Source organism: Enterobacter sp. C6, assembly GCF_008122455.1.
Lineage (GTDB): Bacteria > Pseudomonadota > Gammaproteobacteria > Enterobacterales > Enterobacteriaceae > Enterobacter > Enterobacter pseudoroggenkampii.
This window is the reverse complement of the sequence record NZ_QPFW01000250.1, coordinates 22,348-43,565: the sequence shown is the minus strand read 5'-3', so window position 1 is coordinate 43,565 and position 21,218 is coordinate 22,348. Positions and strand designations below refer to the sequence as shown.

Here is a 21,218-nt window from a genome sequence, read left to right as displayed (position 1 = left end):
TAGCAGGATTTTTGTTTCCCACTGAAGCGGGTGTGAATACTAACCAAAGCGAATCACCTTCGCAAGGGCATTTTCGACGCATTGTATCAACTGCGGAAAAAAACAGCAAAAAGCCATGAATTGCTTAAAACAAAGGCGGCAAACGCCGCCTTTTTAAACATTTAGCGTGCAAGATTATGCAGCTTTTACGGCATCCGCAATACGGTGCGCAAATTCGGTGACCTGCGCTTCGTCTTCACCTTCCACCATCACGCGGATCAGCGGTTCGGTACCGGACTTACGCAGCAGCACGCGTCCACGGCTGCCCAGAGCCGCTTCAACATCAGCCATCACCGCTTTGACGTTCTCATTTTCCAGCGGATCGCCTTTGCCAGCAGTAAAGCGCACGTTCACCAGGATCTGTGGGAACATTTTCATCCCGCTGCACAGATCGTGCAGGCTCATATGGTTGCGCGCCATCGCGGCAACCACCTGCAGCGCGGCCACGATACCGTCACCGGTGGTGGTTTTGTCGAGCAGGATGACGTGACCCGAGTTTTCTGCACCGATGCGCCAGCCCTTCTCCTGCAGTTTTTCCAGCACGTAGCGGTCACCCACTTTCGCGCGAACGAACGGAATACCGAGCTGTTTCAGCGCCAGTTCCAGGCCCATGTTACTCATCAGCGTACCTACCGCACCGCCGCGCAGCTGGCCCTGACGCAGACCTTCACGTGCAATGATGTAGAGGATCTGATCGCCGTCGACCTTGTTACCTTCGTGGTCGACCATGATCACGCGGTCACCGTCGCCGTCCAGCGCAATACCCAGATCGGCTTTCTCCGCCAGAACACGCGCCTGCAGAGCACGAACGTCAGTTGCACCCACCTGCTCGTTAATGTTCAGACCATCCGGCTCGCAGCCAATGGCGATCACTTTCGCACCCAGTTCTCGGAAAACATTCGGGGCGATGTGGTAGGTCGCACCGTTTGCACAGTCCACCACAATTTTCAGATGAGCCAGGCTCAGCTCATTCGGGAAGGTACCTTTACAGAATTCGATGTAACGCCCCGCCGCATCGACGATACGGTTCGCTTTACCCAGCTCTGCGGAATCAACACAGGTGATCTCTTTTTCCATTTCGGCTTCAATCGCCTCTTCCACGTCATCCGGCAGCTTGGTGCCGTCAATGGAGAAGAATTTAATGCCGTTGTCGTAGAACGGGTTGTGAGAAGCCGAGATGACAATCCCCGCTTCCGCACGGAAGGTGCGCGTCAGATACGCGACTGCAGGCGTTGGCATTGGACCCGTAAAGGAGGCGGACAGTCCGGCAGCTGCCAGACCCGCTTCAAGCGCGGACTCCAGCATATAGCCCGAAATACGGGTGTCTTTACCGATGATAATTTTACGTGAACCATGACGCGCCAGTACCTTGCCAGCAGCCCAGCCGAGCTTCAGGACAAAATCAGGGGTGATGGGAGCATCGCCTACACGCCCACGGATACCGTCGGTACCAAAATATTTACGATTACTCATAGAGTTTGTTTTCCTTCGCTGCCAGTGTGGCTTCCACCACACGCATGGCTTCTACTGTTTCTTTGACGTCATGGACACGAATAATGTGCGCACCCTGCATCGCCGCAATCACCGCGCAGGCCAGGCTGCCGCTCAGGCGTTCGCTCGGCCCCACGTTCAGCAACTGCCCAATCATCGACTTTCTCGACATCCCCACCAGTAACGGCAGGCCAAAATGATGGAATTCCGACAGGCGCGCAAGCAACGCATAATTGTGTGAGAGATTTTTACCGAAACCGAACCCCGGGTCGAGCAGCAATTTCTCTTTTGGGATACCTGCACGTTCACAGCGTGCAATATGCTCAATAAAGAAGCGATTCACGTCGGCAAAGACATCGTCATACTTCGGTGCTTCCTGCATGGTTTTCGGTTGACCCTGCATGTGCATCAGGCATACCGGTAACCCCGTCTCTGCCGCGGCTTCAAGTGCGCCAGGCTCGGTGAGTGAGCGAATATCATTAATAATGTGAGCGCCCACTCTCGCCACTTCACGAATCACTTCGGGTTTGGAGGTATCAACGGAGATCCACACTTCAAACCGCTGCGCGATGGCTTCAACGACCGGCACGACGCGCGCCAGCTCTTCTTCCACAGACACGTCCGCCGCACCAGGACGCGTCGATTCGCCGCCAACGTCAATGATGGTGGCACCCGCATTAATCATTAAATTCGCGTGCTTAACCGCCTCGATAAGCGTGTTATGCGTGCCGCCGTCAGAGAAGGAGTCAGGGGTAACATTCAGGATCCCCATCACATGGGGATGTGAAAGATCGAGATGCGAGTCCTGAGCGAATAATTTCATGGCGAAATCCCTGATATCTATATGGTTAAACAGAAATGAAAAACCCCGGAGCAAGCTCCAGGGTTTGAGGTACAGACAAACGCGTCAACAGCAGTAACTTACTTATCGCCCAACTGTTCTGACATGGTGTTGCCCGGGTTTGGCGTACGCGGTTCATCAACCGGACGCGGCGCACGCGGGGTGCCATTGTTGTCAGAATTATTGGAAGCGCCTGGGTCTTCCCAGCCTGCTGGCGGACGTACTTCACGGCGCGCCATCAGGTCGTCAATCTGCGGTGCATCGATGGTCTCATACTTCATGAGCGCATCTTTCATCGAATGCAGGATGTCCATATTGTCGTTCAGGATCTGGCGAGCACGTGCATAGTTACGCTCTACCAGAGATTTTACTTCCTGGTCGATGATACGTGCCGTCTCATCGGACATATGTTTCGCTTTCGCCACAGAACGGCCCAGGAAGACTTCACCCTCTTCCTCTGCATACAGCAGCGGACCGAGTTTGTCGGAGAAGCCCCACTGCGTCACCATGTTACGCGCCAGGTTTGTCGCGACTTTGATGTCGTTGGACGCACCGGTAGAAACATGTTCCACACCGTAGATAATCTCTTCTGCCAGGCGACCACCGTAGAGGGTAGAAATCTGACTTTCCAGTTTCTGACGGCTGGCGCTGATCGCGTCGCCTTCAGGCAGGAAGAAGGTCACACCCAGCGCACGACCGCGCGGAATAATCGTCACTTTATGCACCGGATCGTGTTCCGGCACGAGGCGACCGATAATCGCGTGACCCGCTTCGTGGTATGCCGTGGACTCTTTCTGCGCTTCCGTCATCACCATGGAGCGACGTTCCGCACCCATCATGATTTTGTCTTTCGCTTTCTCGAACTCCACCATGGACACCACGCGCTTGTTACCGCGAGCGGCAAACAGAGCTGCTTCGTTGACCAGGTTAGCCAGGTCCGCACCGGAGAAGCCCGGGGTACCGCGCGCAATGATTGCCGCGTCGATATCTGGTGCCAGCGGTACGCGACGCATGTGAACTTTCAGAATCTGTTCACGACCGCGAACGTCCGGCAGACCCACAACAACCTGACGGTCGAAACGGCCTGGACGCAGCAGCGCAGGGTCAAGTACGTCCGGACGGTTAGTCGCCGCGATAACGATGATACCTTCGTTACCTTCGAAGCCGTCCATCTCAACCAGCATCTGGTTTAACGTCTGTTCACGTTCATCGTGACCACCGCCCAGACCTGCGCCACGCTGGCGGCCTACGGCGTCGATTTCATCGATGAAGATAATGCACGGTGCTGCCTTCTTGGCCTGCTCGAACATGTCACGCACACGAGATGCACCGACACCCACGAACATTTCAACGAAGTCAGAACCTGAAATAGTAAAGAACGGCACCTTCGCTTCGCCCGCGATGGCTTTCGCCAGCAGGGTTTTACCGGTACCCGGAGGGCCAACCATCAGCACGCCTTTCGGGATCTTACCGCCCAGCTTCTGGAAACGGCTCGGTTCACGCAGGTATTCAACCAGTTCGCCGACCTCTTCTTTCGCTTCGTCACACCCGGCAACGTCTGCAAAAGTGGTCTTGATCTGATCTTCCGTTAACATACGCGCCTTGCTCTTACCGAACGACATGGCACCTTTGCCACCGCCGCCCTGCATCTGGCGCATAAAGAAGATCCAGACGCCGATAAGAAGCAGCATCGGGAACCAGGAAATGAAGATAGAAGCCAGCAGGCTTGGTTCTTCTGGCGGCTCGCCAACTACCTTGACGTTTTTGGTCAGAAGGTTATCAAGCAGCTTAGGATCGTTCACCGGGATGTAAGTCGTGTAACGGTTACTATCTTTCTTGGTAACGTTGATCTCACGTCCGTTGATACGCGCTTCGCGAACCTGGTCCTGATTGACCTCCTGCAGGAAGGTAGAATAATCCACCTTGCGGCCATTCGACTCGCTGGGCCCAAAGCTCTGGAATACTGACATCAGCACAACGGCAATGACCAGCCAGAGTATTAGGTTTTTCGCCATGTCACTCAAGGGATTAACCTCATATTACAACTGTGTTAAAAACAGCGTCAGGATACTCTATATCCAGTTTCATTCAAACTTTCGTCTGAAATCTCCCGGTTATCATTTTCGCCCGGTCGCTACAATATACACTTCACGGGAACGGGCCCGGGAAGAGTCCGGCTTACGAACTTTGACCTTCGCAAACAGGGAGCGAATTTCCTTAAGATACTCCTCGAAACCTTCGCCCTGAAACACCTTCACAACAAAACTACCACCAGGCGCTAGTACATCACGACACATTTCTAACGCTAGCTCCACCAGATACATGGCGCGGGGGATATCCACCGCCGGTGTTCCGCACATATTTGGTGCCATATCTGACATGACAACCTGGACCTTACTGTCACCTACACGATCAAGTAACGCTTTCAGCACTAATTCATCACGAAAGTCGCCCTGAAGGAAGTCGACACCGACGATGGGATCCATTGGTAAAAGATCGCACGCGATGATTCGGCCCGTTCCGCCGATCTGCGTGACCGCATACTGGGACCATCCGCCAGGTGCCGCACCGAGGTCAACAACCGTCATCCCCGGCTTAAAAAGTTTGTCACTTTGCTGTATTTCATCAAGTTTAAACCAGGCACGGGAACGCAACCCCTTTTTCTGTGCCTGTTGAACATATTTATCGCTAAAGTGTTCCTGGAGCCAGCGGCTGGAGCTGGCAGAACGCTTTTTACCTGTCATTTAACATTTCCGTCCTGGTTCATCGTTGCTTGCCTGTGACGTAAATTTCTACGCAGCTATTTGGCGATATAAGGGAGATGGCGGTAGAATGAACCGTTTTCAATCCCAACGTAAGCAAAAATATACGATGAATCTGAGTACTAAACAAAAACAGCACCTTAAAGGTCTGGCACATCCGCTCAAGCCTGTAGTGATGCTTGGCAACAATGGTTTGACCGAAGGGGTGCTTGCCGAGATTGAACAAGCGCTGGAACACCACGAGCTGATCAAGGTGAAAATCGCCTCTGAAGACAGAGACACTAAAAACCTGATCGTGGAAGCCATCGTGCGCGAAACCGGCGCCTGTAATGTACAGGTCATCGGTAAAACGCTGGTGCTCTACCGCCCGTCTAAAGAGCGTAAAATCTCGCTGCCACGTTAAGGATATCCTGAATTAAACACATTTTCTGTGTGAAACGAGGGATTTCTGTCAGCAGGCGAGCAAAATGCCATGCTCCTTGAGTTGATAAAAGGCCGCTACGCGGCCTTTTTCTTTTCTTTACAATGTATCAACATCTTAGTAGAGAAGCGAATTACAGGTATTCAACCTTAATAATTTCGTATTCTACTTCACCGCCAGGGGTGCGGATGGTGACAACATCGTCCTGCTCTTTGCCAATCAGGCCGCGAGCAATCGGCGAGTTCACCGAAATCAGGTTCTGTTTGAAATCAGCTTCATCATCACCCACGATGCGATAGGTCTGCTCTTCGTCGTTGTCCAGGTTCAGCACGGTCACGGTAGAACCAAAGATCACACGCCCGTTGTTAGGCATTTTGGTGATGTCGATAACCTGTGCATTGGACAGTTTTGCTTCGATATCTTTAATACGCCCTTCACAGAAGCCCTGCTGCTCACGCGCGGCGTGGTATTCAGCATTCTCTTTCAGGTCGCCATGCTCGCGCGCATCCGCGATAGCGGCGATGATTTCAGGACGACGCACGGATTTCAGGAAATCCAGCTCTTCGCGCAGTTTTTCGGCACCACGTAAGGTCATCGGAATAGCTTGCATTTGTTATACCTCTTAAACATTCCTGTTGGGAGCAGTGTTCCCTGCTCCTGCCCCCCTAAGCGGGCAAGAAGCAAAAAGAAAACCGACCCGGGAGCAATGCCCCAGGTCAGCAGCAATTTTTCAATTTGATATGCATTTTACCGCGAAGTTCACTATGGGTCATCGTTTACTTTGCAGTGCCATGCACCGTAGTATGACGGTTTGTTTTCGGGTTGTTAGCGCGAGATTATGCGATTTTCCAGATTTATCATCGGATTGACTACCAGTATAACGTTCACCGCCCAGGCCGCGAATGTTGATGAGTACATTAATCAGCTCCCCGCAGGCGCGAACCTTGCCCTGATGGTGCAGAAGGTTGGCGCACAGGCTCCCGAGATTGACTTTCACAGTCAACAGATGGCGCTGCCTGCCAGTACCCAAAAGGTGATCACTGCCCTCGCCGCCCTGCTCCAGCTCGGGCCTGACTTCCGTTTTACGACCACTCTTGAAACCAAAGGTAACGTTGAGGGTGGCGAACTGAAAGGCGATCTTATCGCCCGTTTTGGCGGCGATCCGACCTTTAAGCGCCAGGATATCCGCAATATGGTTGCGGTGCTGAAAAAATCTGGCGTGCAGAAAATTGATGGCAATGTGCTGATCGACACGTCCATCTTTGCCAGCCACGATAAAGCCCCAGGCTGGCCGTGGAACGACATGACCCAGTGCTTTAGCGCCCCGCCCGCCGCCGCGATTGTCGACCGTAACTGCTTTTCGGTTTCGCTTTACAGCGCGCCAAAGCCGGATGATTTAGCGTTTATCCGCATAGCGTCCTACTACCCGGTCACGATGTTTAGCCAGGTCCGCACGCTGGCGAAAGGCTCCCCGGATGCGCAATATTGTGAGCTGGACGTCGTGCCAGGCGATCTTAACCGCTTCACGCTGACCGGCTGCCTGACCCAGCGCGCCGATCCGCTGCCGCTGGCCTTTGCGATACAGGATGGCGCAAGCTATGCGGGCGCCATCCTGAAAGATGAACTGAAACAAGCGGGAATAACCTACTCGGGCACGCTGCTTCGTCAGACGCAGGTCAACCAGCCCGGTACGGTCATCGCCAGCAAACAGTCTCCACCGCTGCACGATTTATTGCGAATTATGCTGAAAAAGTCGGACAACATGATTGCCGATACGGTGTTTCGCATGATTGGTCACGCCCGTTTCGGCGTGCCGGGAACCTGGCGCGCGGGTTCAGACGCGGTTCGGCAGATCCTGCGCCAGCAGGCGGGGATCGAACTGGGTAATACCATCGCTGTCGATGGCTCCGGACTATCGCGCCATAATTTGATCTCTCCGGCCACGATGATGCAGGTGCTTCAGTACATTGCACAGCATGACACTGAGCTAAACTTTATTTCAATGCTGCCGCTGGCCGGGCATGACGGTTCACTGCAGTACCGCGCCGGGCTTCACGCTGCCGGTGTGGATGGCAAAGTATCCGCTAAAACAGGCTCACTGCAGGGGGTTTACAACCTTGCAGGCTTCATCACTACCGCCAGCGGACAACGCATGGCATTCGTGCAGTATCTTTCCGGCTATGCCGTCGAACCGACCGACCAGCGCAATCGTCGTATTCCGCTTGTTCGCTTCGAAAGCAGGCTTTATAAGGACATCTACCAGAATAACTAGCGATGAAACTACTTATAGTTGAAGACGATCTGTTATTGCAGGAAGGGCTGGCGCTGGGGCTGGCCAATGAAGGGTATGCCCTCGACTGTGCCGGCACCGCAGCGGAGGCAGACGCCCTGATTCAGAGCGGCGAATACAGTCTGGTGATCCTCGATTTGGGCTTGCCTGATAAAGACGGCGCTACGCTGCTCAGCCAGTGGCGACGTCGCGGCATCGCCAACCCGGTATTGATCCTGACGGCACGTGATGCCATTGAAGACCGTATCACCGGCCTCGATGCAGGCGCAGATGATTACCTGGTGAAGCCTTTTGCGCTTGCGGAGCTGCAGGCTCGGGTGCGAGCGTTGATTCGCCGCTATCAGGGACATAGTGATAACTTACTGACCGACGGCGATATTACGCTGAATCTGCAAACCCAGCAGGTACTGCGCCAGGATCAGGCGGTCGAGGTAACACCAAAAGAGTTCGCCTTGCTTACGCGTCTGATCATGCGCAGCGGGCAAACTGTGCACAGAGAAACGCTCCAGCAGGATATCTACTCCTGGCAGGACGATCCGGGGTCAAATACCCTTGAAGTCCACATTCACAACCTGCGTCGTAAGCTTGGCAAGGACAGAATCAAAACCGTCCGTGGCGTTGGCTATCGCCTGGAGAGCCAGAAATGAACAGCATGCGTCGGCGTTTGATGGTGCTGCTGGCGGTCATTCTGTTATTTTTCCAGCTGATAAGCGTCATCTGGCTGTGGCATGAAAGCCGTGAGCAGATTAGTTTCCTGGTCAGTGAAACGCTGTCAGCAAAAGCGCGTAATAACCATGTCGAGAAAGAGATCCGCGAGGCGATTGCCTCGCTGCTGGTCCCTTCTCTGGTGATGGTCGGTTTTACCCTGCTCTTCTCCTTCTGGGCGGTCACCTGGATCACCCGGCCCCTGAATAAACTGCGTGTCAGCCTGGCTAACCGTTCGGCGGATAACTTAACCCCGCTTCCTATGTATTCCGACATGGAAGAGATCGGCGCGGTGACGACTTCCCTGAACCAGCTCCTCGCCCGGCTGGACAATACCATTCAACAGGAGCGTCTCTTCACTGCAGACGCCGCGCACGAGCTTCGAACGCCTCTTGCCGGTATCCGGCTCCATCTGGAGCTGATGTCGCAGTCTGGTGCGCCACAGGCGGCAACGCTGATTAGCCGTATCGATCAGCTCATGCATACCGTCGAACAGCTGCTGATGCTGGCCCGGGCCGGACAGGCAATGGCGAGCGGCCACTACGAAACCGTAAGCTGGACGGAAAATATCATTGAACCTCTCGGCCTGGGTCATGAAGCCAAAGAGCATACGGTAATTTGGCCCGCTAAAAGCGCGCTCACGGTTCAGGGAGACGCCGTGCTCCTGCGCCTGATGCTGCGCAACCTGCTGGAAAATGCAGGACGCTACAGCCCGGCAGGGACAACGATTACAGTGACGTTAACCGAGGTCGACGGGGGGACGCAGATCAGCGTTATCGATCAGGGCCCAGGGATTGATGAAGCGCACCGGCAGTCCATTACCGAGCCATTCCGCCGTCTTGACCAGCGCTACGGCGGCAGCGGTCTGGGGCTGAGCATCGTGCAGCGCATCGTCCAGCTTCACCACGGCAGGCTAACGCTTGAGAATGGCGCAGAAGGCGGTTTAATCGCCAGCTGCTGGCTGCCTGCGACGCTGGAATAAAAAAAGCCCCCATAAGGGGGCTTTGGACAGATATTAGTGCTTGTAGATGAACTCGACGCCTTCTTCGTCATCTTCATCCCAGTCATCGTCCCAGTCTTCATCGTCTTCTTCCGCTTCCAGCTCTTCGAGCTGCTGGCGGTGGTAGTCATCCCACATGAATTCGACTTTTTCAGGCTGTTTGGCTTCTTCCGCCTGAACGATTGGGTTCTCGATGATGAAGGTCATCACATCCCAGCACAGATCTTTCACGCCAACCTGGCTTGCCGCAGAGATCAGGTAGTATTTATCTTCCCAACCCATCGCTTCGGCAATGGCTTTCGCTTTTGCTTCCGCTTCGGCTTTGTCCATCAGGTCGATCTTGTTGAAGACCAGCCAGCGTGGTTTATTCGCCAGTTTTTCGCTGTATTTTTCCAGCTCACCGATGATGATGCGGGCGTTTTCAACCGGATCGGAACCATCGATAGGATCGATATCAATGAGGTGCAGCAGTACGCGGCAACGCTCAAGGTGTTTCAGGAAGCGAATACCCAGTCCCGCGCCTTCCGCAGCGCCTTCAATCAGACCCGGAATATCGGCAACCACAAAGCTCTTCTCGTTATCCATGCGGACAACGCCCAGGCTTGGCACCAGCGTGGTAAACGGATAGTCCGCCACTTTCGGTTTCGCCGCAGAGACGGCACGAATGAACGTTGATTTACCGGCGTTTGGCATACCCAGCATGCCCACGTCAGCCAGAAGCATCAGCTCCAGCTGCAGGTCGCGCTTATCGCCCGGGGTACCCATCGTTTTCTGACGCGGCGTACGGTTAACGGAAGATTTGAAACGGCTGTTACCCAGACCGTGCCAGCCGCCTTTCGCTACCATCAGGCGCTGACCGTGTTTGGTCATGTCACCCATGGTTTCACCGGTTCCCTGGTCAATCACACGCGTACCGACCGGAACCTTAATGGTGACGTCTTTACCGCGTTTCCCGGTACAGTCACGGCTCTGGCCGTTCTGGCCACGTTCAGCGCGGAAGGATTTTTCGAAACGGTAGTCGATCAGCGTGTTGAGGTTCTCATCCGCCTCCAGCCACACGTCACCACCATCCCCACCGTCGCCGCCATCAGGGCCGCCACGAGGGATATACTTTTCACGGCGGAAGCTCACGCAACCGTTGCCGCCATCACCAGCCACGACCAGGATCGTCGCTTCATCAACAAACTTCATTTTACTCTCCGTAACTCATTCGCCTGAGCGGGGGACTACTACAACCGCTTCATTTTTGCGCCAACGTCCCCAAAGACGATGACCAATGGCGGAATACATCGCGCCCGCAACCACGACAAACGCACCGAGATAGCCCAACAGGTTGAGCATCGGTCTGACGAAGACATCGGGCCAGGCCATTGATAACAAATCTGAAAATAACAGCGTAAACAGCGGAGTAAGCGTAATTAACGCGCTCACCTGTGCTGCCTGCCAGCGCGCCATCGCTTCGGCAAGCGCGCCATAACCGACCAGCGTGTTCAGCCCACAAAAAATGAGGCACGCCAGTTGCCAGTCGCTAAGCTGAGTAATCACACCCGGCTTCGCTAATGGCAGCAATGCTATTGTACACAAAGTGTACAGCAAAAAGAGGATCTGCTGTGAGGCAAGTCGACGCAATAACACCTTTTGTGCGACGCCATAGCTCACCCAGACCGTTGCTGCCCCCACACCGAAAATGACACCCCATGTGTAATCCGTCAGGCGGGTAAAAATCTCTATCAGACTGGTGTTGAAGAACATCACCAGACCGCACAGCAGCATGCTCGCCCCGATAATCTGCGTACCGCGCATCTTCTCCTTGAGGATAAAGACGCTGGCGACCATCATGCCCACCGGTGAAAGCTGACCAATCACCTGCGACGCCGTGGGGCTGAGATATTGCAGGGAAGAGCTGAACAGGATGAAGTTACCGAACAGACCGCCCGTCGCGATAGCCAGCAGCACCAGCCAGCGCGGTTTACGGAAGAGCCGCAAGGGTGGAAGCTTACCTTTGACGGCCAGAATCGCCCCGAGGCCGATGCTTGCCATCAGAAAGCGATAAAAGACCACCGTAGGCGGCTCCATCACTTCCAGCACCTGCTTCATTGCAATTGGCAGCGCACCCCAGCACATTGCGGTGGTGAGCGCCAAAAGAATTCCTATGCCGGCCTGCTGCTTCATGCCCGTTTTCCCTACAGAAAAAATTACCGGGTTTCCAATGTAAAAAGCCCCGCAACAGGGTGCGGGGCTTTAATCCGTTACCGGACCGAGAAAACCTTACTCAGCAACGATGCTGATGTATTTACGGTTGTTCGGGCCTTTAACTTCAAATTTCACTTTACCGTCTGCTTTAGCAAACAGAGTGTGGTCACGACCGCAACCTACGTTGTTGCCAGCGTGGAATTTGGTACCACGTTGACGAACGATGATGCTACCCGCCAGAACGGATTCGCCACCGAAACGCTTAACGCCCAGGCGTTTAGCTTCTGAATCGCGACCGTTACGTGTGGAGCCGCCAGCCTTTTTATGTGCCATTTAAATCTCTCCTCAGGTCTTAGGCGCTGATGCCAGTAATTTTCACATCAGTGAACCACTGACGGTGGCCCTGCTGCTTACGGTAGTGCTTACGACGACGAAACTTAACGATTTTAACTTTCTCGCCACGACCGTGTGCAACAACTTCAGCTTTGATAACGCCGCCATCAACGAAAGGAACGCCGATTTTGACTTCTTCACCGTTTGCGATCATCAGAACTTCTGCGAACTCAACAGATTCGCCAGTTGCGATGTCCAGCTTTTCCAGGCGAACGGTCTGACCTTCGCTTACTCGGTGTTGTTTACCACCACTTTGGAAAACCGCGTACATATAAACTCCGCTTCCGCGCACATCCTCGTATGATTCAGAGTGCGCTATAAATATTCACAATAGGGCGCGAATATTACGCAAAACGCGAGCCTTTGACAAGTGCTACCGTCAATACATGAAGAAAAAAAACACAACACGTACGGTAACGTTTATCTGAGCCGTTTTTTCAGTACAATCAGCACTACTATTGATAAACCGAAACCCTTCGTTACCCCATTGAAGATGGGATCAACAGGATAAAAAGCCCGGCTTTTGCGATGAATTTAGAAAAAATCAACGAGTTAACCGCGCAAGATATGGCGGGTGTGAATGCAGCAATCCTGGAGCAACTCAACTCTGACGTCCAGCTGATCAATCAGTTGGGCTATTACATTGTCAGCGGCGGTGGTAAACGCATTCGTCCGATGATCGCCATTCTGGCTGCCAGAGCCGTTGGTTATCAGGGAAATGCCCACATCACTATCGCAGCGCTCATCGAATTTATCCACACGGCGACGCTTCTGCACGACGATGTGGTGGATGAATCGGATATGCGTCGTGGCAAAGCCACGGCTAACGCCGCGTTCGGGAACGCAGCCAGCGTACTGGTGGGGGACTTTATCTACACCCGCGCCTTCCAGATGATGACCAGTCTGGGCTCCCTGAAAGTGCTGGAAGTGATGTCCGAAGCCGTAAACGTCATTGCTGAAGGCGAAGTGCTGCAGCTGATGAACGTCAACGACCCGGACATCACCGAAGAAAACTACATGCGCGTGATCTACAGCAAAACCGCGCGCCTGTTTGAAGCGGCGGCCCAGTGTTCCGGCATTCTGGCTGACTGTACCGAAGCACAGGAAAAAGGCCTGCAGGACTATGGTCGCTATCTGGGTACGGCATTCCAGCTGATTGATGATTTGCTGGACTATAGTGCGGACGGTGAGACGCTCGGCAAAAACGTGGGCGATGACCTTAATGAAGGCAAACCGACCCTGCCGCTGCTCCATGCCATGCGTAACGGAACAGCCGATCAGGCGAAAATGATCCGTGAAGCGATTGAGCAGGGAAATGGCCGCCATCTTCTGGAACCTGTGCTGGAAACCATGGCTATCTGCGGATCGCTGGAATGGACGCGGCAGCGTGCGGAAGAAGAAGCCGACAAAGCCATCGAAGCTCTCCAGGTCATTCCCGACAGCCCGTGGCGCGAGGCATTGATTGGTCTTGCCCACATCGCCGTTCAGCGCGACCGTTAACCCTCCTTGTTTCTCCCCGCGACCATGGCGGGGGGATTCCAGAAAAATCCTGTAAATTACGTATTCCTGTAAATTCATCGGTTTAGAGATCGCATGAATAAAGCCATGTCTTATTCTGAATATCCCTTCAAGTAACGCGAACTTTTTAGAACAAAAGCTTGAAATGGGTATATTAACCCCGTCGTTTCAGAAGAAACGGCGTAGGTGAATCCGAACTTAAGGACGGTGTTATGGATACGAAATTTATCGACTGGCACACGGCTGATATTATTGCCGCACTGCGCAAAAGAGGCACTTCACTGGCAGCAGAGTCCCGCCGCCATGGACTGAGTTCTTCAACTCTGGCAAACGCCCTCACCCGCCCCTGGCCCAAGGGAGAATTAATCATCGCGACGGCGCTGGATACGCATCCGTGGGTGATTTGGCCTTCGCGCTACCACGATCCCATCACCCATGAATTTATCGACAGAACGCGCATGATTCGCCAGAGAAAGGCAAAAAGAGAACCGCAGAAGTAATGCGTTTTTGACAGGAACAGCAACCCCCCGGTCATTGCTGGCAGGGGGCTGCCGGAACGATTACTCGCCCTTCACACGCTCGATATTGGCACCCAGCGCGCGCAGTTTATCTTCGATACGCTCATAACCACGATCGATGTGATAAATACGATCCACGATCGTTGTGCCTTCCGCGATACAACCCGCCAGCACCAGGCTTGCAGACGCACGCAGATCGGTTGCCATCACCTGAGCACCTGACAGTTTCTCAACGCCATGGCAAATCACGGTATTACTTTCGATCTCAGCATGCGCACCCATACGGATCAGCTCCGGTACGTGCATAAAGCGGTTTTCGAAAATGGTTTCTGTGATGAAGCCAGTACCTTCGGCGACCAGGTTCAACAGGGTGAACTGCGCCTGCATGTCCGTTGGGAACGCCGGATGCGGTGCCGTCCGCACATTGACCGCTTTTGGACGCTGGCCGTGCATATCAAGGCTGATCCAGTCTTCACCGATTTCGATATCCGCACCCGCATCGCGCAGTTTCGCCAGCACCGCATCCAGGGTATCGGGCTGCGCGTTGCGACAAACAATCTTACCGCCAGAGATCGCGGCAGCGACCAGGAAGGTACCGGTTTCGATACGGTCCGGCAGAACGCGATAAACACCACCGCCCAGACGCTCAACGCCTTCGATGGTGATACGGTCGGTACCCTGACCGGTGATCTTCGCACCCAGCGCCACGAGGAAGTTGGCGGTATCCACAATTTCCGGTTCGCGCGCGGCGTTTTCGATGATAGTGGTGCCTTCTGCCAGCGTCGCCGCAGACATAATGGTCACCGTTGCGCCCACGCTCACTTTGTCCATGACAATGTGCGCACCTTTCAGACGACCATTGACGGACGCTTTGACGTAACCTTCTTCCAGCTTGATCTCTGCGCCCAGTTTTTCCAGACCAAAGATGTGCAGGTCAACCGGACGCGCACCGATAGCGCAGCCGCCCGGCAGAGAGACCTGACCCTGACCAAAACGCGCCACCAGCGGGCCAAGCGCCCAGATGGATGCACGCATGGTTTTCACCAGATCGTAAGGGGCAGAAAAGTTGTTCACCTTGCTGGCGTCGATCCAGACGGAACCGTTACGCTCGACTTTCGTGCCCAATTGGGTGAGCAGCTTCATGGTGGTATCGATATCTTTCAGCTTCGGTACGTTCTGAATTTCTACCGGCTCTTCCGCGAGCAGCGCAGCAAAGAGGATTGGCAGCGCGGCGTTTTTCGCGCCAGAAATTGTGACTTCGCCCTGGAGACGCGTTGGCCCCTGTACACGAAATTTATCCATTGTGTGCTCTCTTATAAATTCAACCGTGCTGCGGGCCTGTCGCCCTCAGCTCAAAAACCGTTTAGTTTGCGATCGCGTGCCCACTCTTGCGGGGTGAACGCTTTAATCGACAGGGCGTGGATGCGGTTATCCGCAATATATTCCATCAGCGGCGCGTACACAGCCTGCTGTTTCTTTACACGGCTCATACCGTCGAACATCTCACCCACAGCAATAACCTGGAAGTGACTGCCATCGCCAGTGACGTGGGCTTCCTGAAGGGAGAGTGCATTCATCAGCACTGTCTGGATTTCATGATTTTCCATGGGTTCTTAATCATCTGATAGTGAAAACAAGCCCAACATCTTAGAGCAAAGTGGCGTCGTCTTAAACAAGCAAAAAGCCCCGACGATGAAACTGTCAGGGCTTTCGGAAGTAACGCACTGAAAATATTAACGAGGCAATACGTCCTGAGGCAGATTGTAGAGCTGCGCCAGGGTAACGACATTATCGCTCGCGCCGCGAAGCGTGACGCTCGCCCCCTGCTTTTTCCCTACCGCAACCAGATGGGCAAGCAGCGCAACGCCTGCCGTATCGACCCGTGTGATGTCGGTTAAGTCGATAAGCGTCACGCCCTGCATAGCCTCATGGCGTTTATCCCATAAGGGGTTCAGCAGATCCTGATCCAGCTCACCGGACAGCTTTAATGTCTCGCCTTCACGCGACCAGCTGAGTTGCTGTGACATTACTTCTTCTCGTCCAGCGTGATTTTCTGACGAGCAATGGACTGCAGCTGCGCGGTCAGGCCATCAATCCCCTTGGTGCGCAGCAGGTCACTCCACTCGTTCTGTTTGGTGGTGATCATGCTTACGCCTTCGGCGATCATGTCATACGCCTGCCAGTGGCCGGTCTGGCTGTTTTTACGCCACTGGAAATCCAGACGAACCGGCGGACGACCGTTAGGATCGTTGATCGTTACGCGGATAGGCACGATGGTCGCATCACCCAGCGGCTGCTCAGGCGCAATCTGATAGGTCTGACCGTGGTACATTGCCAGCGCCTGGCCATAAGCCTGTTTCAGGTATTCACGGAACGCGGCAAAGTAGGCCTCACGCTGCGCAGGGGTCGCGTCTTTGTAATAACGGCCCAGTACCAGCGCACCCGCATATTTTATCTGCACATACGGCAGCAGTTCCTGGTCAACGACTTCACGCAGATAATCAGGATTAGCACGAATTTTAGGCTGTTCGTTTGTAAGACGGTCGAAGGTCTTCTTCGCCGCTTCGTCCATCAGTTTGTACGGGTTACTCTGATCCGCAGCGTGGGCGGCGGTAAGAGGGGCGATGACCAGCATGGCAACCATTAACAGTCGTTTAAACATGAATGACTTCTCCTGAAATTAATTCGCAGCACCAGGTGTCGGTGCGGCGTCGGTATGCTCTTCGCTCTGCGCAGGGGCTGCATCGGATTTTTTCTCATCCCCTTTGCTGTTGTAAAGGAACTGACCAATCATATCCTCCAGAACCATCGCGGATTTCGTATCCTGAATGACGCTACCGTCTTTAAGGATAGTCGTTCCCAGCTCGGGGTCTTCAAAACCGACGTTAAGCGCCAGATATTGTTCACCCAGCAGGCCGGAAGTACGGATAGAAAGGGAACTGGTGTCCGGGATATGGTTATAACGCTCTTCGATATCCATCGCGACGCGTGGCAGATAGGTTTTCTCATCGAGCGTAATGTCCGTTACGCGTCCGATCACCACGCCGCCAATACGGACCGGTGAACGCGCCTTCAGCCCGCCGATGTTATCGAAGGTGGCATAGATGCGATACGTCGGCTCGGTGCGCACAGACGTAATATCCGCCGCTCTCAGGCAGATGAACAGCGCGGCCAGCAGCGCCAGAAGCAGGAATACACCGACCCAAATTTCATTTTTTCTCGTTTGCATGAACTCAATTCCCAAACATCAGTGCGGTGAGCACAAAATCCAGACCCAGTACGGCCAGCGACGAATGTACGACGGTACGTGTAGTTGCACGGCTAATGCCCGCCGACGTCGGGATGGCATCGTAACCATTGAACAATGCAATCCACGTGACCGTAATGGCAAATACCACGCTTTTAATCAGGCAGTTAACCAGATCCATTCGCAGGTCAATGGCGTCCTGCATCGCGGACCAGAAGAAACCGGCATCAATGCCTTTCCAGTGCACGCCAACCAGCGAACCGCCCCAGATACCCACGGCGACAAACAGAATAGTCAGTAACGGTAAAGAGATCACCCCAGCCCAGAAACGCGGCGAGATCACGCGACGTAGCGGATCGACCGCCATCATCTCCATGCTGGAGAGCTGCTCGGTCGCACGCATCAGGCCAATTTCTGCCGTTAATGCCGACCCCGCACGCCCGGCGAACAACAGCGCCGCCACAACCGGCCCCAGTTCTCGCAGCAGCGAGAGTGCCACCAGCATCCCGAGGCTGGTTTCCGCACTGTAGGTTGTCAGAACAAGATAGCCCTGTAGCCCAAGCACCATACCGATAAAAAGACCGGAGACAATGATGATGAGCATCGACAGCACGCCGACATTATAAAGCTGCCGCACCAGCAGCGGTGCGTGCTTACGGAATTCCGGCTTGCCGACCAGCGCGTTGAATAACATCAATCCGGCACGCCCGAACGTCCTGATGGTTTTTATGCCACGGTGTCCGAGAGCGGCCAACGCATTTAACAGCATGAGTGGCTTAACTCCCTATTCCCAGTAAATCGTCACGATAGTCGCCCGCCGGGTAGCGGAACGGCACAGGGCCATCGGCAATACCGTCGAGGAACTGCCGCACGCGCGGATCGCAATTCTCCTGCAGCGCCTGGGCGCTACCGTGCGCGACGATCTTTTTGTCCGCCACGATATAGGCGTAATCGGCAATGCTCAATACTTCCGGTACATCGTGAGATACCACAATGCAGGTAACGCCAAGCGCACTGTTCAGTTCAGAGATGAGCTTCACCAGCACGCCCATCGTGATGGGATCCTGTCCAACGAACGGTTCGTCAAACATGATTAAATCAGGTTCGAGTGCAATGGCTCGCGCCAGCGCGGCGCGGCGCGCCATCCCCCCGGATAGCTCTGAAGGCATCAGTTTCGCGGCGCCCCGCAAACCGACGGCTTCAAGCTTCATCATCACCGTGCTTTTCAGCAGTTCAGGCGGCAGGCTGGTATGCTCGCGCAGCGGATAGGCCACGTTATCAAAGACATTCATGTCGGTGAACAAGGCTCCAGACTGAAAGAGCATGCTCATGCGTTTGCGGACAGTATACAGGCGCGAGCGTGACATCTCCGGGATGTTTTCGCCATCAAAGAGAATTTCACCGCTATCCGGTGGGATCTGCCCACCAATGAGGCGCAACAGGGTCGTTTTACCGATCCCGGACGGCCCCATTATGGCAGTGATCTTGCCACGCGGTACGGTCAACGAAATATCATCAAATATCAATCTGTTGGCGCGAGAAAAACTCACACCGCGAACATCAACTAAATTCGCCATCGTTTGGCTCATTTATGGTTCCTTTATTACCTTGCTCACATTAAGGCATGCTGCCTGAATCAGCCCTCAACTCCGCATTTTTACAGAATAATAGCCGTTGAGGTTAGCGAAAGCTGGCATTTGTTTTACTTTTCCGGCGCATAAAGTCAAAATTAGGAATTCGTTACGCCTCAGACTGTATGCAGTCCAGCCATTTCCGCGCGATGGACCGACGAGTATACCTGAAGAAAGGACTTTTGATGCTTTTAGCAACAGCACTGTTAATAATTGGTTTACTTTTGGTGGTCTACAGTGCTGACCGTTTAGTGTTTGCTGCATCTATCCTGTGTCGCCTGACGGGCGTACCGCCTGTCGTCATCGGGATGACCGTGGTCAGTGTTGGAACGTCACTTCCTGAAATCATCGTCTCTGTCTCGGCATCGCTGCATGGTCAGTTAGACCTAGCAGTAGGCACTGCGATTGGCTCTAACATCGTCAATATACTCTTGATTTTAGGCCTGGCGGCACTGCTCCATCCATTTCGCGTGCATTCTGATGTTCTGCGCCGTGAATTGCCGCTAATGTTAATCGTAAGTCTGCTGGCAGGGTGCGTATTTTACGATGGTGTACTGAGCTACAGCGACGGCATTTTCTTGCTGGCGCTGGCCGTTATTTGGCTGCTGTATAGTGTTAAAATCGCCCGTCTGGCTGAAAAGCAGGGCCAGGATAGCCTCACGCGTGAGCAGGTCGCCGAACTTCCGCGAGAAGGCACGCTGCCTGTTGCCCTGCTGTGGCTTGGCGTTGCGCTGATCATCATGCCGATGGCAACGCGTATGGTCGTGGATAACGCGACGGTGCTGGCGAACTATTTCGCCATCAGTGAACTGACCATTGGCCTGACGGTGATTGCCATCGGTACCAGCCTGCCGGAGCTGGCCACGGCCATTGCGGGGGCACGCAAAGGTGAGGATGACATTGCCATTGGTAATATCATCGGTTCCAACATATTTAATATCGCCATTGTGATGGGGCTGCCGGCCCTGATTACGCCAGGGCCCTTTAATCCCCTGGCGTTCTCACGCGACTACGGCGTGATGTTATTGGTCAGCGTGATATTTGCCCTGCTCTGTTGGCGGCGGCAACGACAGATCGGCAAAGGCGCAGGCGCGCTGCTGACGGGTGGATTTATCGTATGGATGGCGATGCTGTACTGGCTCTCGCCTCTTCTCTCTGGGTAACGGAAACGCATTATGTCGCAAATAGAATTGCAGCCGGGTTTTGACTTTCAGAAAGCAGGCAAAGACGTTCTGGAGATTGAACGTGAAGGTCTGGCGCAGTTAGATCAGTACATTAATCAGGATTTTAGTCTGGCATGTGAGAAGATATTCTACTGTGCCGGCAAAGTCGTGGTGATGGGGATGGGTAAGTCCGGCCACATTGGACGCAAAATGGCGGCAACGTTTGCCAGTACCGGCACCTCGTCCTTCTTTGTCCACCCGGGGGAAGCCGCGCACGGGGACCTGGGTATGGTCACGCCGCAGGATATCGTCATCGCGCTGTCCAACTCCGGTGAGTCCAATGAGATCCTGGCGTTGATTCCGGTACTGAAGCGCCTGCAGGTGCCGCTTATTTGCATGACCAGCCGTCCGGAAAGCAGCATGGCGCGGGCGGCAGACATTCACCTGTGCGTGAAAGTGCCCAAGGAGGCCTGTCCGCTCGGCCTGGCGCCGACGTCCAGCACCACCGCCGCGCTGGTCATGGGTGATGCGCTTGCCGTCGCGCTGCTCGAAGCCCGTGGTTTTACGCCGGAAGATTTCGCGCTTTCCCACCCGGGCGGTGCGCTGGGGCGCAAGCTGCTGCTTCGGGTAAACGATATTATGCACACCGGGGATGAGATCCCTCACGTCAGTAAAGAAGCCTCCCTGCGTGATGCGCTGCTGGAAATCACCCGCAAGAATCTGGGGATGACGGTCGTGTGCGACGATCTGATGAAAATTCAGGGGATCTTCACCGATGGCGACCTGCGTCGCGTGTTCGACATGGGTGTCGATGTCCGCACGCTCGGCATTGCCGACGTGATGACGCCAGGCGGTATCCGCGTGCGTCCGGGTACGCTGGCCGTGGATGTGCTGAACCTGATGCAGTCCCGCCATATCACCTCCGTTATGGTTGCCGATGGCGACCAGTTGCTGGGTGTGGTACATATGCATGATCTGCTGCGCGCAGGCGTAGTGTAATGAAGGA

24 protein-coding genes are annotated in these 21,218 nt (G+C 54.3%); 8 read left to right on the top strand and 16 right to left on the bottom strand.

Annotated elements, in window-relative coordinates:
• Positions 1-174 precede the first annotated feature (174 nt).
• From glmM to rlmE, 4 genes are all read right to left on the bottom strand, one after another.
• A complete protein-coding gene (glmM, locus tag DOU50_RS21800) occupies positions 175-1,512 on the bottom strand; it encodes a phosphoglucosamine mutase (protein ID WP_024906365.1) in 1,338 nt (445 codons plus the stop codon).
• Positions 1,505-2,353 (bottom strand): dihydropteroate synthase, encoded by an 849-nt coding sequence (gene folP / locus DOU50_RS21795; RefSeq protein ID WP_148770240.1) that lies wholly within the window; start codon positions 2,351-2,353, stop codon positions 1,505-1,507. The genes glmM and folP overlap by 8 nt, the downstream gene beginning before the upstream one ends.
• Positions 2,354-2,451: 98 nt before the next feature.
• On the bottom strand, positions 2,452-4,386 hold the full coding sequence (ftsH, locus tag DOU50_RS21790) for an ATP-dependent zinc metalloprotease FtsH (protein WP_010436002.1): 1,935 nt from the start codon (positions 4,384-4,386) through the stop codon (positions 2,452-2,454).
• Positions 4,387-4,488: 102 nt separating this feature from the next.
• A complete protein-coding gene (rlmE, locus tag DOU50_RS21785; protein ID WP_003861812.1) occupies positions 4,489-5,115 on the bottom strand; it encodes a 23S rRNA (uridine(2552)-2'-O)-methyltransferase RlmE in 627 nt (208 codons plus the stop codon).
• Between the two features lie 127 nt (positions 5,116-5,242).
• Between rlmE and yhbY the strand changes: the two genes are divergently transcribed.
• Complete coding sequence (gene yhbY, locus DOU50_RS21780) at positions 5,243-5,536, top strand: ribosome assembly RNA-binding protein YhbY (RefSeq protein WP_003861814.1); 294 nt, start codon at positions 5,243-5,245, stop codon at positions 5,534-5,536.
• A gap of 151 nt (positions 5,537-5,687) precedes the next feature.
• Here the strand turns inward: yhbY and greA are convergent, their stop codons facing one another.
• A complete protein-coding gene (gene greA / locus DOU50_RS21775; RefSeq protein WP_014171793.1) occupies positions 5,688-6,164 on the bottom strand; it encodes a transcription elongation factor GreA in 477 nt (158 codons plus the stop codon).
• 228 nt (positions 6,165-6,392) lie between these two features.
• Here greA and dacB point away from each other — a divergent pair, with 228 nt between their 5' ends.
• The 3 genes from dacB to pmrB are packed head-to-tail and all read left to right on the top strand — an operon-like array spanning position 6,393 to position 9,531.
• Positions 6,393-7,826 carry a serine-type D-Ala-D-Ala carboxypeptidase gene (dacB, locus tag DOU50_RS21770; protein ID WP_061716417.1) on the top strand — a complete coding sequence of 478 codons (1,434 nt, stop codon included), beginning with the start codon at positions 6,393-6,395 and terminating at the stop codon, positions 7,824-7,826.
• A gap of 2 nt (positions 7,827-7,828) precedes the next feature.
• The gene (gene pmrA, locus DOU50_RS21765; RefSeq protein ID WP_024906362.1) at positions 7,829-8,491 is read left to right on the top strand and encodes a two-component system response regulator PmrA; all 663 of its coding nucleotides are present in this window, start codon (positions 7,829-7,831) and stop codon (positions 8,489-8,491) included.
• On the top strand, positions 8,488-9,531 hold the full coding sequence (pmrB, locus tag DOU50_RS21760; RefSeq protein ID WP_024906361.1) for a two-component system sensor histidine kinase PmrB: 1,044 nt from the start codon (positions 8,488-8,490) through the stop codon (positions 9,529-9,531). Before pmrA ends, pmrB begins: the two co-directional genes overlap by 4 nt.
• Positions 9,532-9,564: 33 nt before the next feature.
• Here pmrB and cgtA read toward each other — a convergent pair whose 3' ends face one another.
• From cgtA to rplU, 4 genes are all read right to left on the bottom strand, one after another.
• A complete protein-coding gene (gene cgtA, locus DOU50_RS21755) occupies positions 9,565-10,740 on the bottom strand; it encodes an Obg family GTPase CgtA (RefSeq protein WP_023333597.1) in 1,176 nt (391 codons plus the stop codon).
• A 15-nt stretch (positions 10,741-10,755) separates the two neighbouring features.
• Complete coding sequence (locus DOU50_RS21750) at positions 10,756-11,721, bottom strand: DMT family transporter (RefSeq protein WP_014833443.1); 966 nt, start codon at positions 11,719-11,721, stop codon at positions 10,756-10,758.
• Between the two features lie 96 nt (positions 11,722-11,817).
• Positions 11,818-12,075 (bottom strand): 50S ribosomal protein L27, encoded by a 258-nt coding sequence (gene rpmA, locus DOU50_RS21745; protein WP_004385076.1) that lies wholly within the window; start codon positions 12,073-12,075, stop codon positions 11,818-11,820.
• A gap of 19 nt (positions 12,076-12,094) precedes the next feature.
• Positions 12,095-12,406, bottom strand: coding sequence for a 50S ribosomal protein L21 (gene rplU / locus DOU50_RS21740; RefSeq protein WP_003025032.1), 312 nt, complete (start codon positions 12,404-12,406; stop codon positions 12,095-12,097).
• Between the two features lie 257 nt (positions 12,407-12,663).
• Between rplU and ispB the strand changes: the two genes are divergently transcribed.
• Together ispB and sfsB are read left to right on the top strand one after the other, a co-directional pair.
• Entirely contained in the window at positions 12,664-13,635 is a 972-nt protein-coding gene (ispB, locus tag DOU50_RS21735; protein WP_024906360.1) for an octaprenyl diphosphate synthase, read from the top strand.
• Positions 13,636-13,865: 230 nt separating this feature from the next.
• Entirely contained in the window at positions 13,866-14,153 is a 288-nt protein-coding gene (gene sfsB / locus DOU50_RS21730) for a DNA-binding transcriptional regulator SfsB (protein ID WP_024906359.1), read from the top strand.
• Positions 14,154-14,213: 60 nt separating this feature from the next.
• Here the strand turns inward: sfsB and murA are convergent, their stop codons facing one another.
• The 7 genes from murA to mlaF form a co-directional block, all read right to left on the bottom strand.
• Positions 14,214-15,473, bottom strand: a complete 1,260-nt coding sequence (murA, locus tag DOU50_RS21725) for a UDP-N-acetylglucosamine 1-carboxyvinyltransferase (RefSeq protein ID WP_024906358.1) — start codon at positions 15,471-15,473, stop codon at positions 14,214-14,216.
• A 50-nt stretch (positions 15,474-15,523) separates the two neighbouring features.
• Positions 15,524-15,778 carry a BolA family iron metabolism protein IbaG gene (gene ibaG, locus DOU50_RS21720; protein WP_008501458.1) on the bottom strand — a complete coding sequence of 85 codons (255 nt, stop codon included), beginning with the start codon at positions 15,776-15,778 and terminating at the stop codon, positions 15,524-15,526.
• A gap of 126 nt (positions 15,779-15,904) precedes the next feature.
• Complete coding sequence (gene mlaB / locus DOU50_RS21715) at positions 15,905-16,198, bottom strand: lipid asymmetry maintenance protein MlaB (protein WP_024906357.1); 294 nt, start codon at positions 16,196-16,198, stop codon at positions 15,905-15,907.
• Complete coding sequence (mlaC, locus tag DOU50_RS21710) at positions 16,198-16,833, bottom strand: phospholipid-binding protein MlaC (protein WP_148770239.1); 636 nt, start codon at positions 16,831-16,833, stop codon at positions 16,198-16,200. Before mlaC ends, mlaB begins: the two co-directional genes overlap by 1 nt.
• 18 nt (positions 16,834-16,851) lie before the next feature.
• Positions 16,852-17,400, bottom strand: coding sequence for an outer membrane lipid asymmetry maintenance protein MlaD (gene mlaD / locus DOU50_RS21705; RefSeq protein ID WP_024906355.1), 549 nt, complete (start codon positions 17,398-17,400; stop codon positions 16,852-16,854).
• 4 nt (positions 17,401-17,404) lie between these two features.
• Positions 17,405-18,187, bottom strand: coding sequence for a lipid asymmetry maintenance ABC transporter permease subunit MlaE (mlaE, locus tag DOU50_RS21700; RefSeq protein WP_010436044.1), 783 nt, complete (start codon positions 18,185-18,187; stop codon positions 17,405-17,407).
• A 7-nt stretch (positions 18,188-18,194) separates the two neighbouring features.
• On the bottom strand, positions 18,195-19,007 hold the full coding sequence (mlaF, locus tag DOU50_RS21695; protein ID WP_024906354.1) for a phospholipid ABC transporter ATP-binding protein MlaF: 813 nt from the start codon (positions 19,005-19,007) through the stop codon (positions 18,195-18,197).
• 227 nt (positions 19,008-19,234) lie between these two features.
• Here mlaF and DOU50_RS21690 point away from each other — a divergent pair, with 227 nt between their 5' ends.
• Both DOU50_RS21690 and kdsD read left to right on the top strand, forming a co-directional pair.
• Positions 19,235-20,212, top strand: coding sequence for a calcium/sodium antiporter (locus DOU50_RS21690; RefSeq protein ID WP_023309354.1), 978 nt, complete (start codon positions 19,235-19,237; stop codon positions 20,210-20,212).
• Positions 20,213-20,224: 12 nt separating this feature from the next.
• Positions 20,225-21,211 carry an arabinose-5-phosphate isomerase KdsD gene (kdsD, locus tag DOU50_RS21685; protein WP_008501450.1) on the top strand — a complete coding sequence of 329 codons (987 nt, stop codon included), beginning with the start codon at positions 20,225-20,227 and terminating at the stop codon, positions 21,209-21,211.
• Positions 21,212-21,218: the final 7 nt, after the last annotated feature.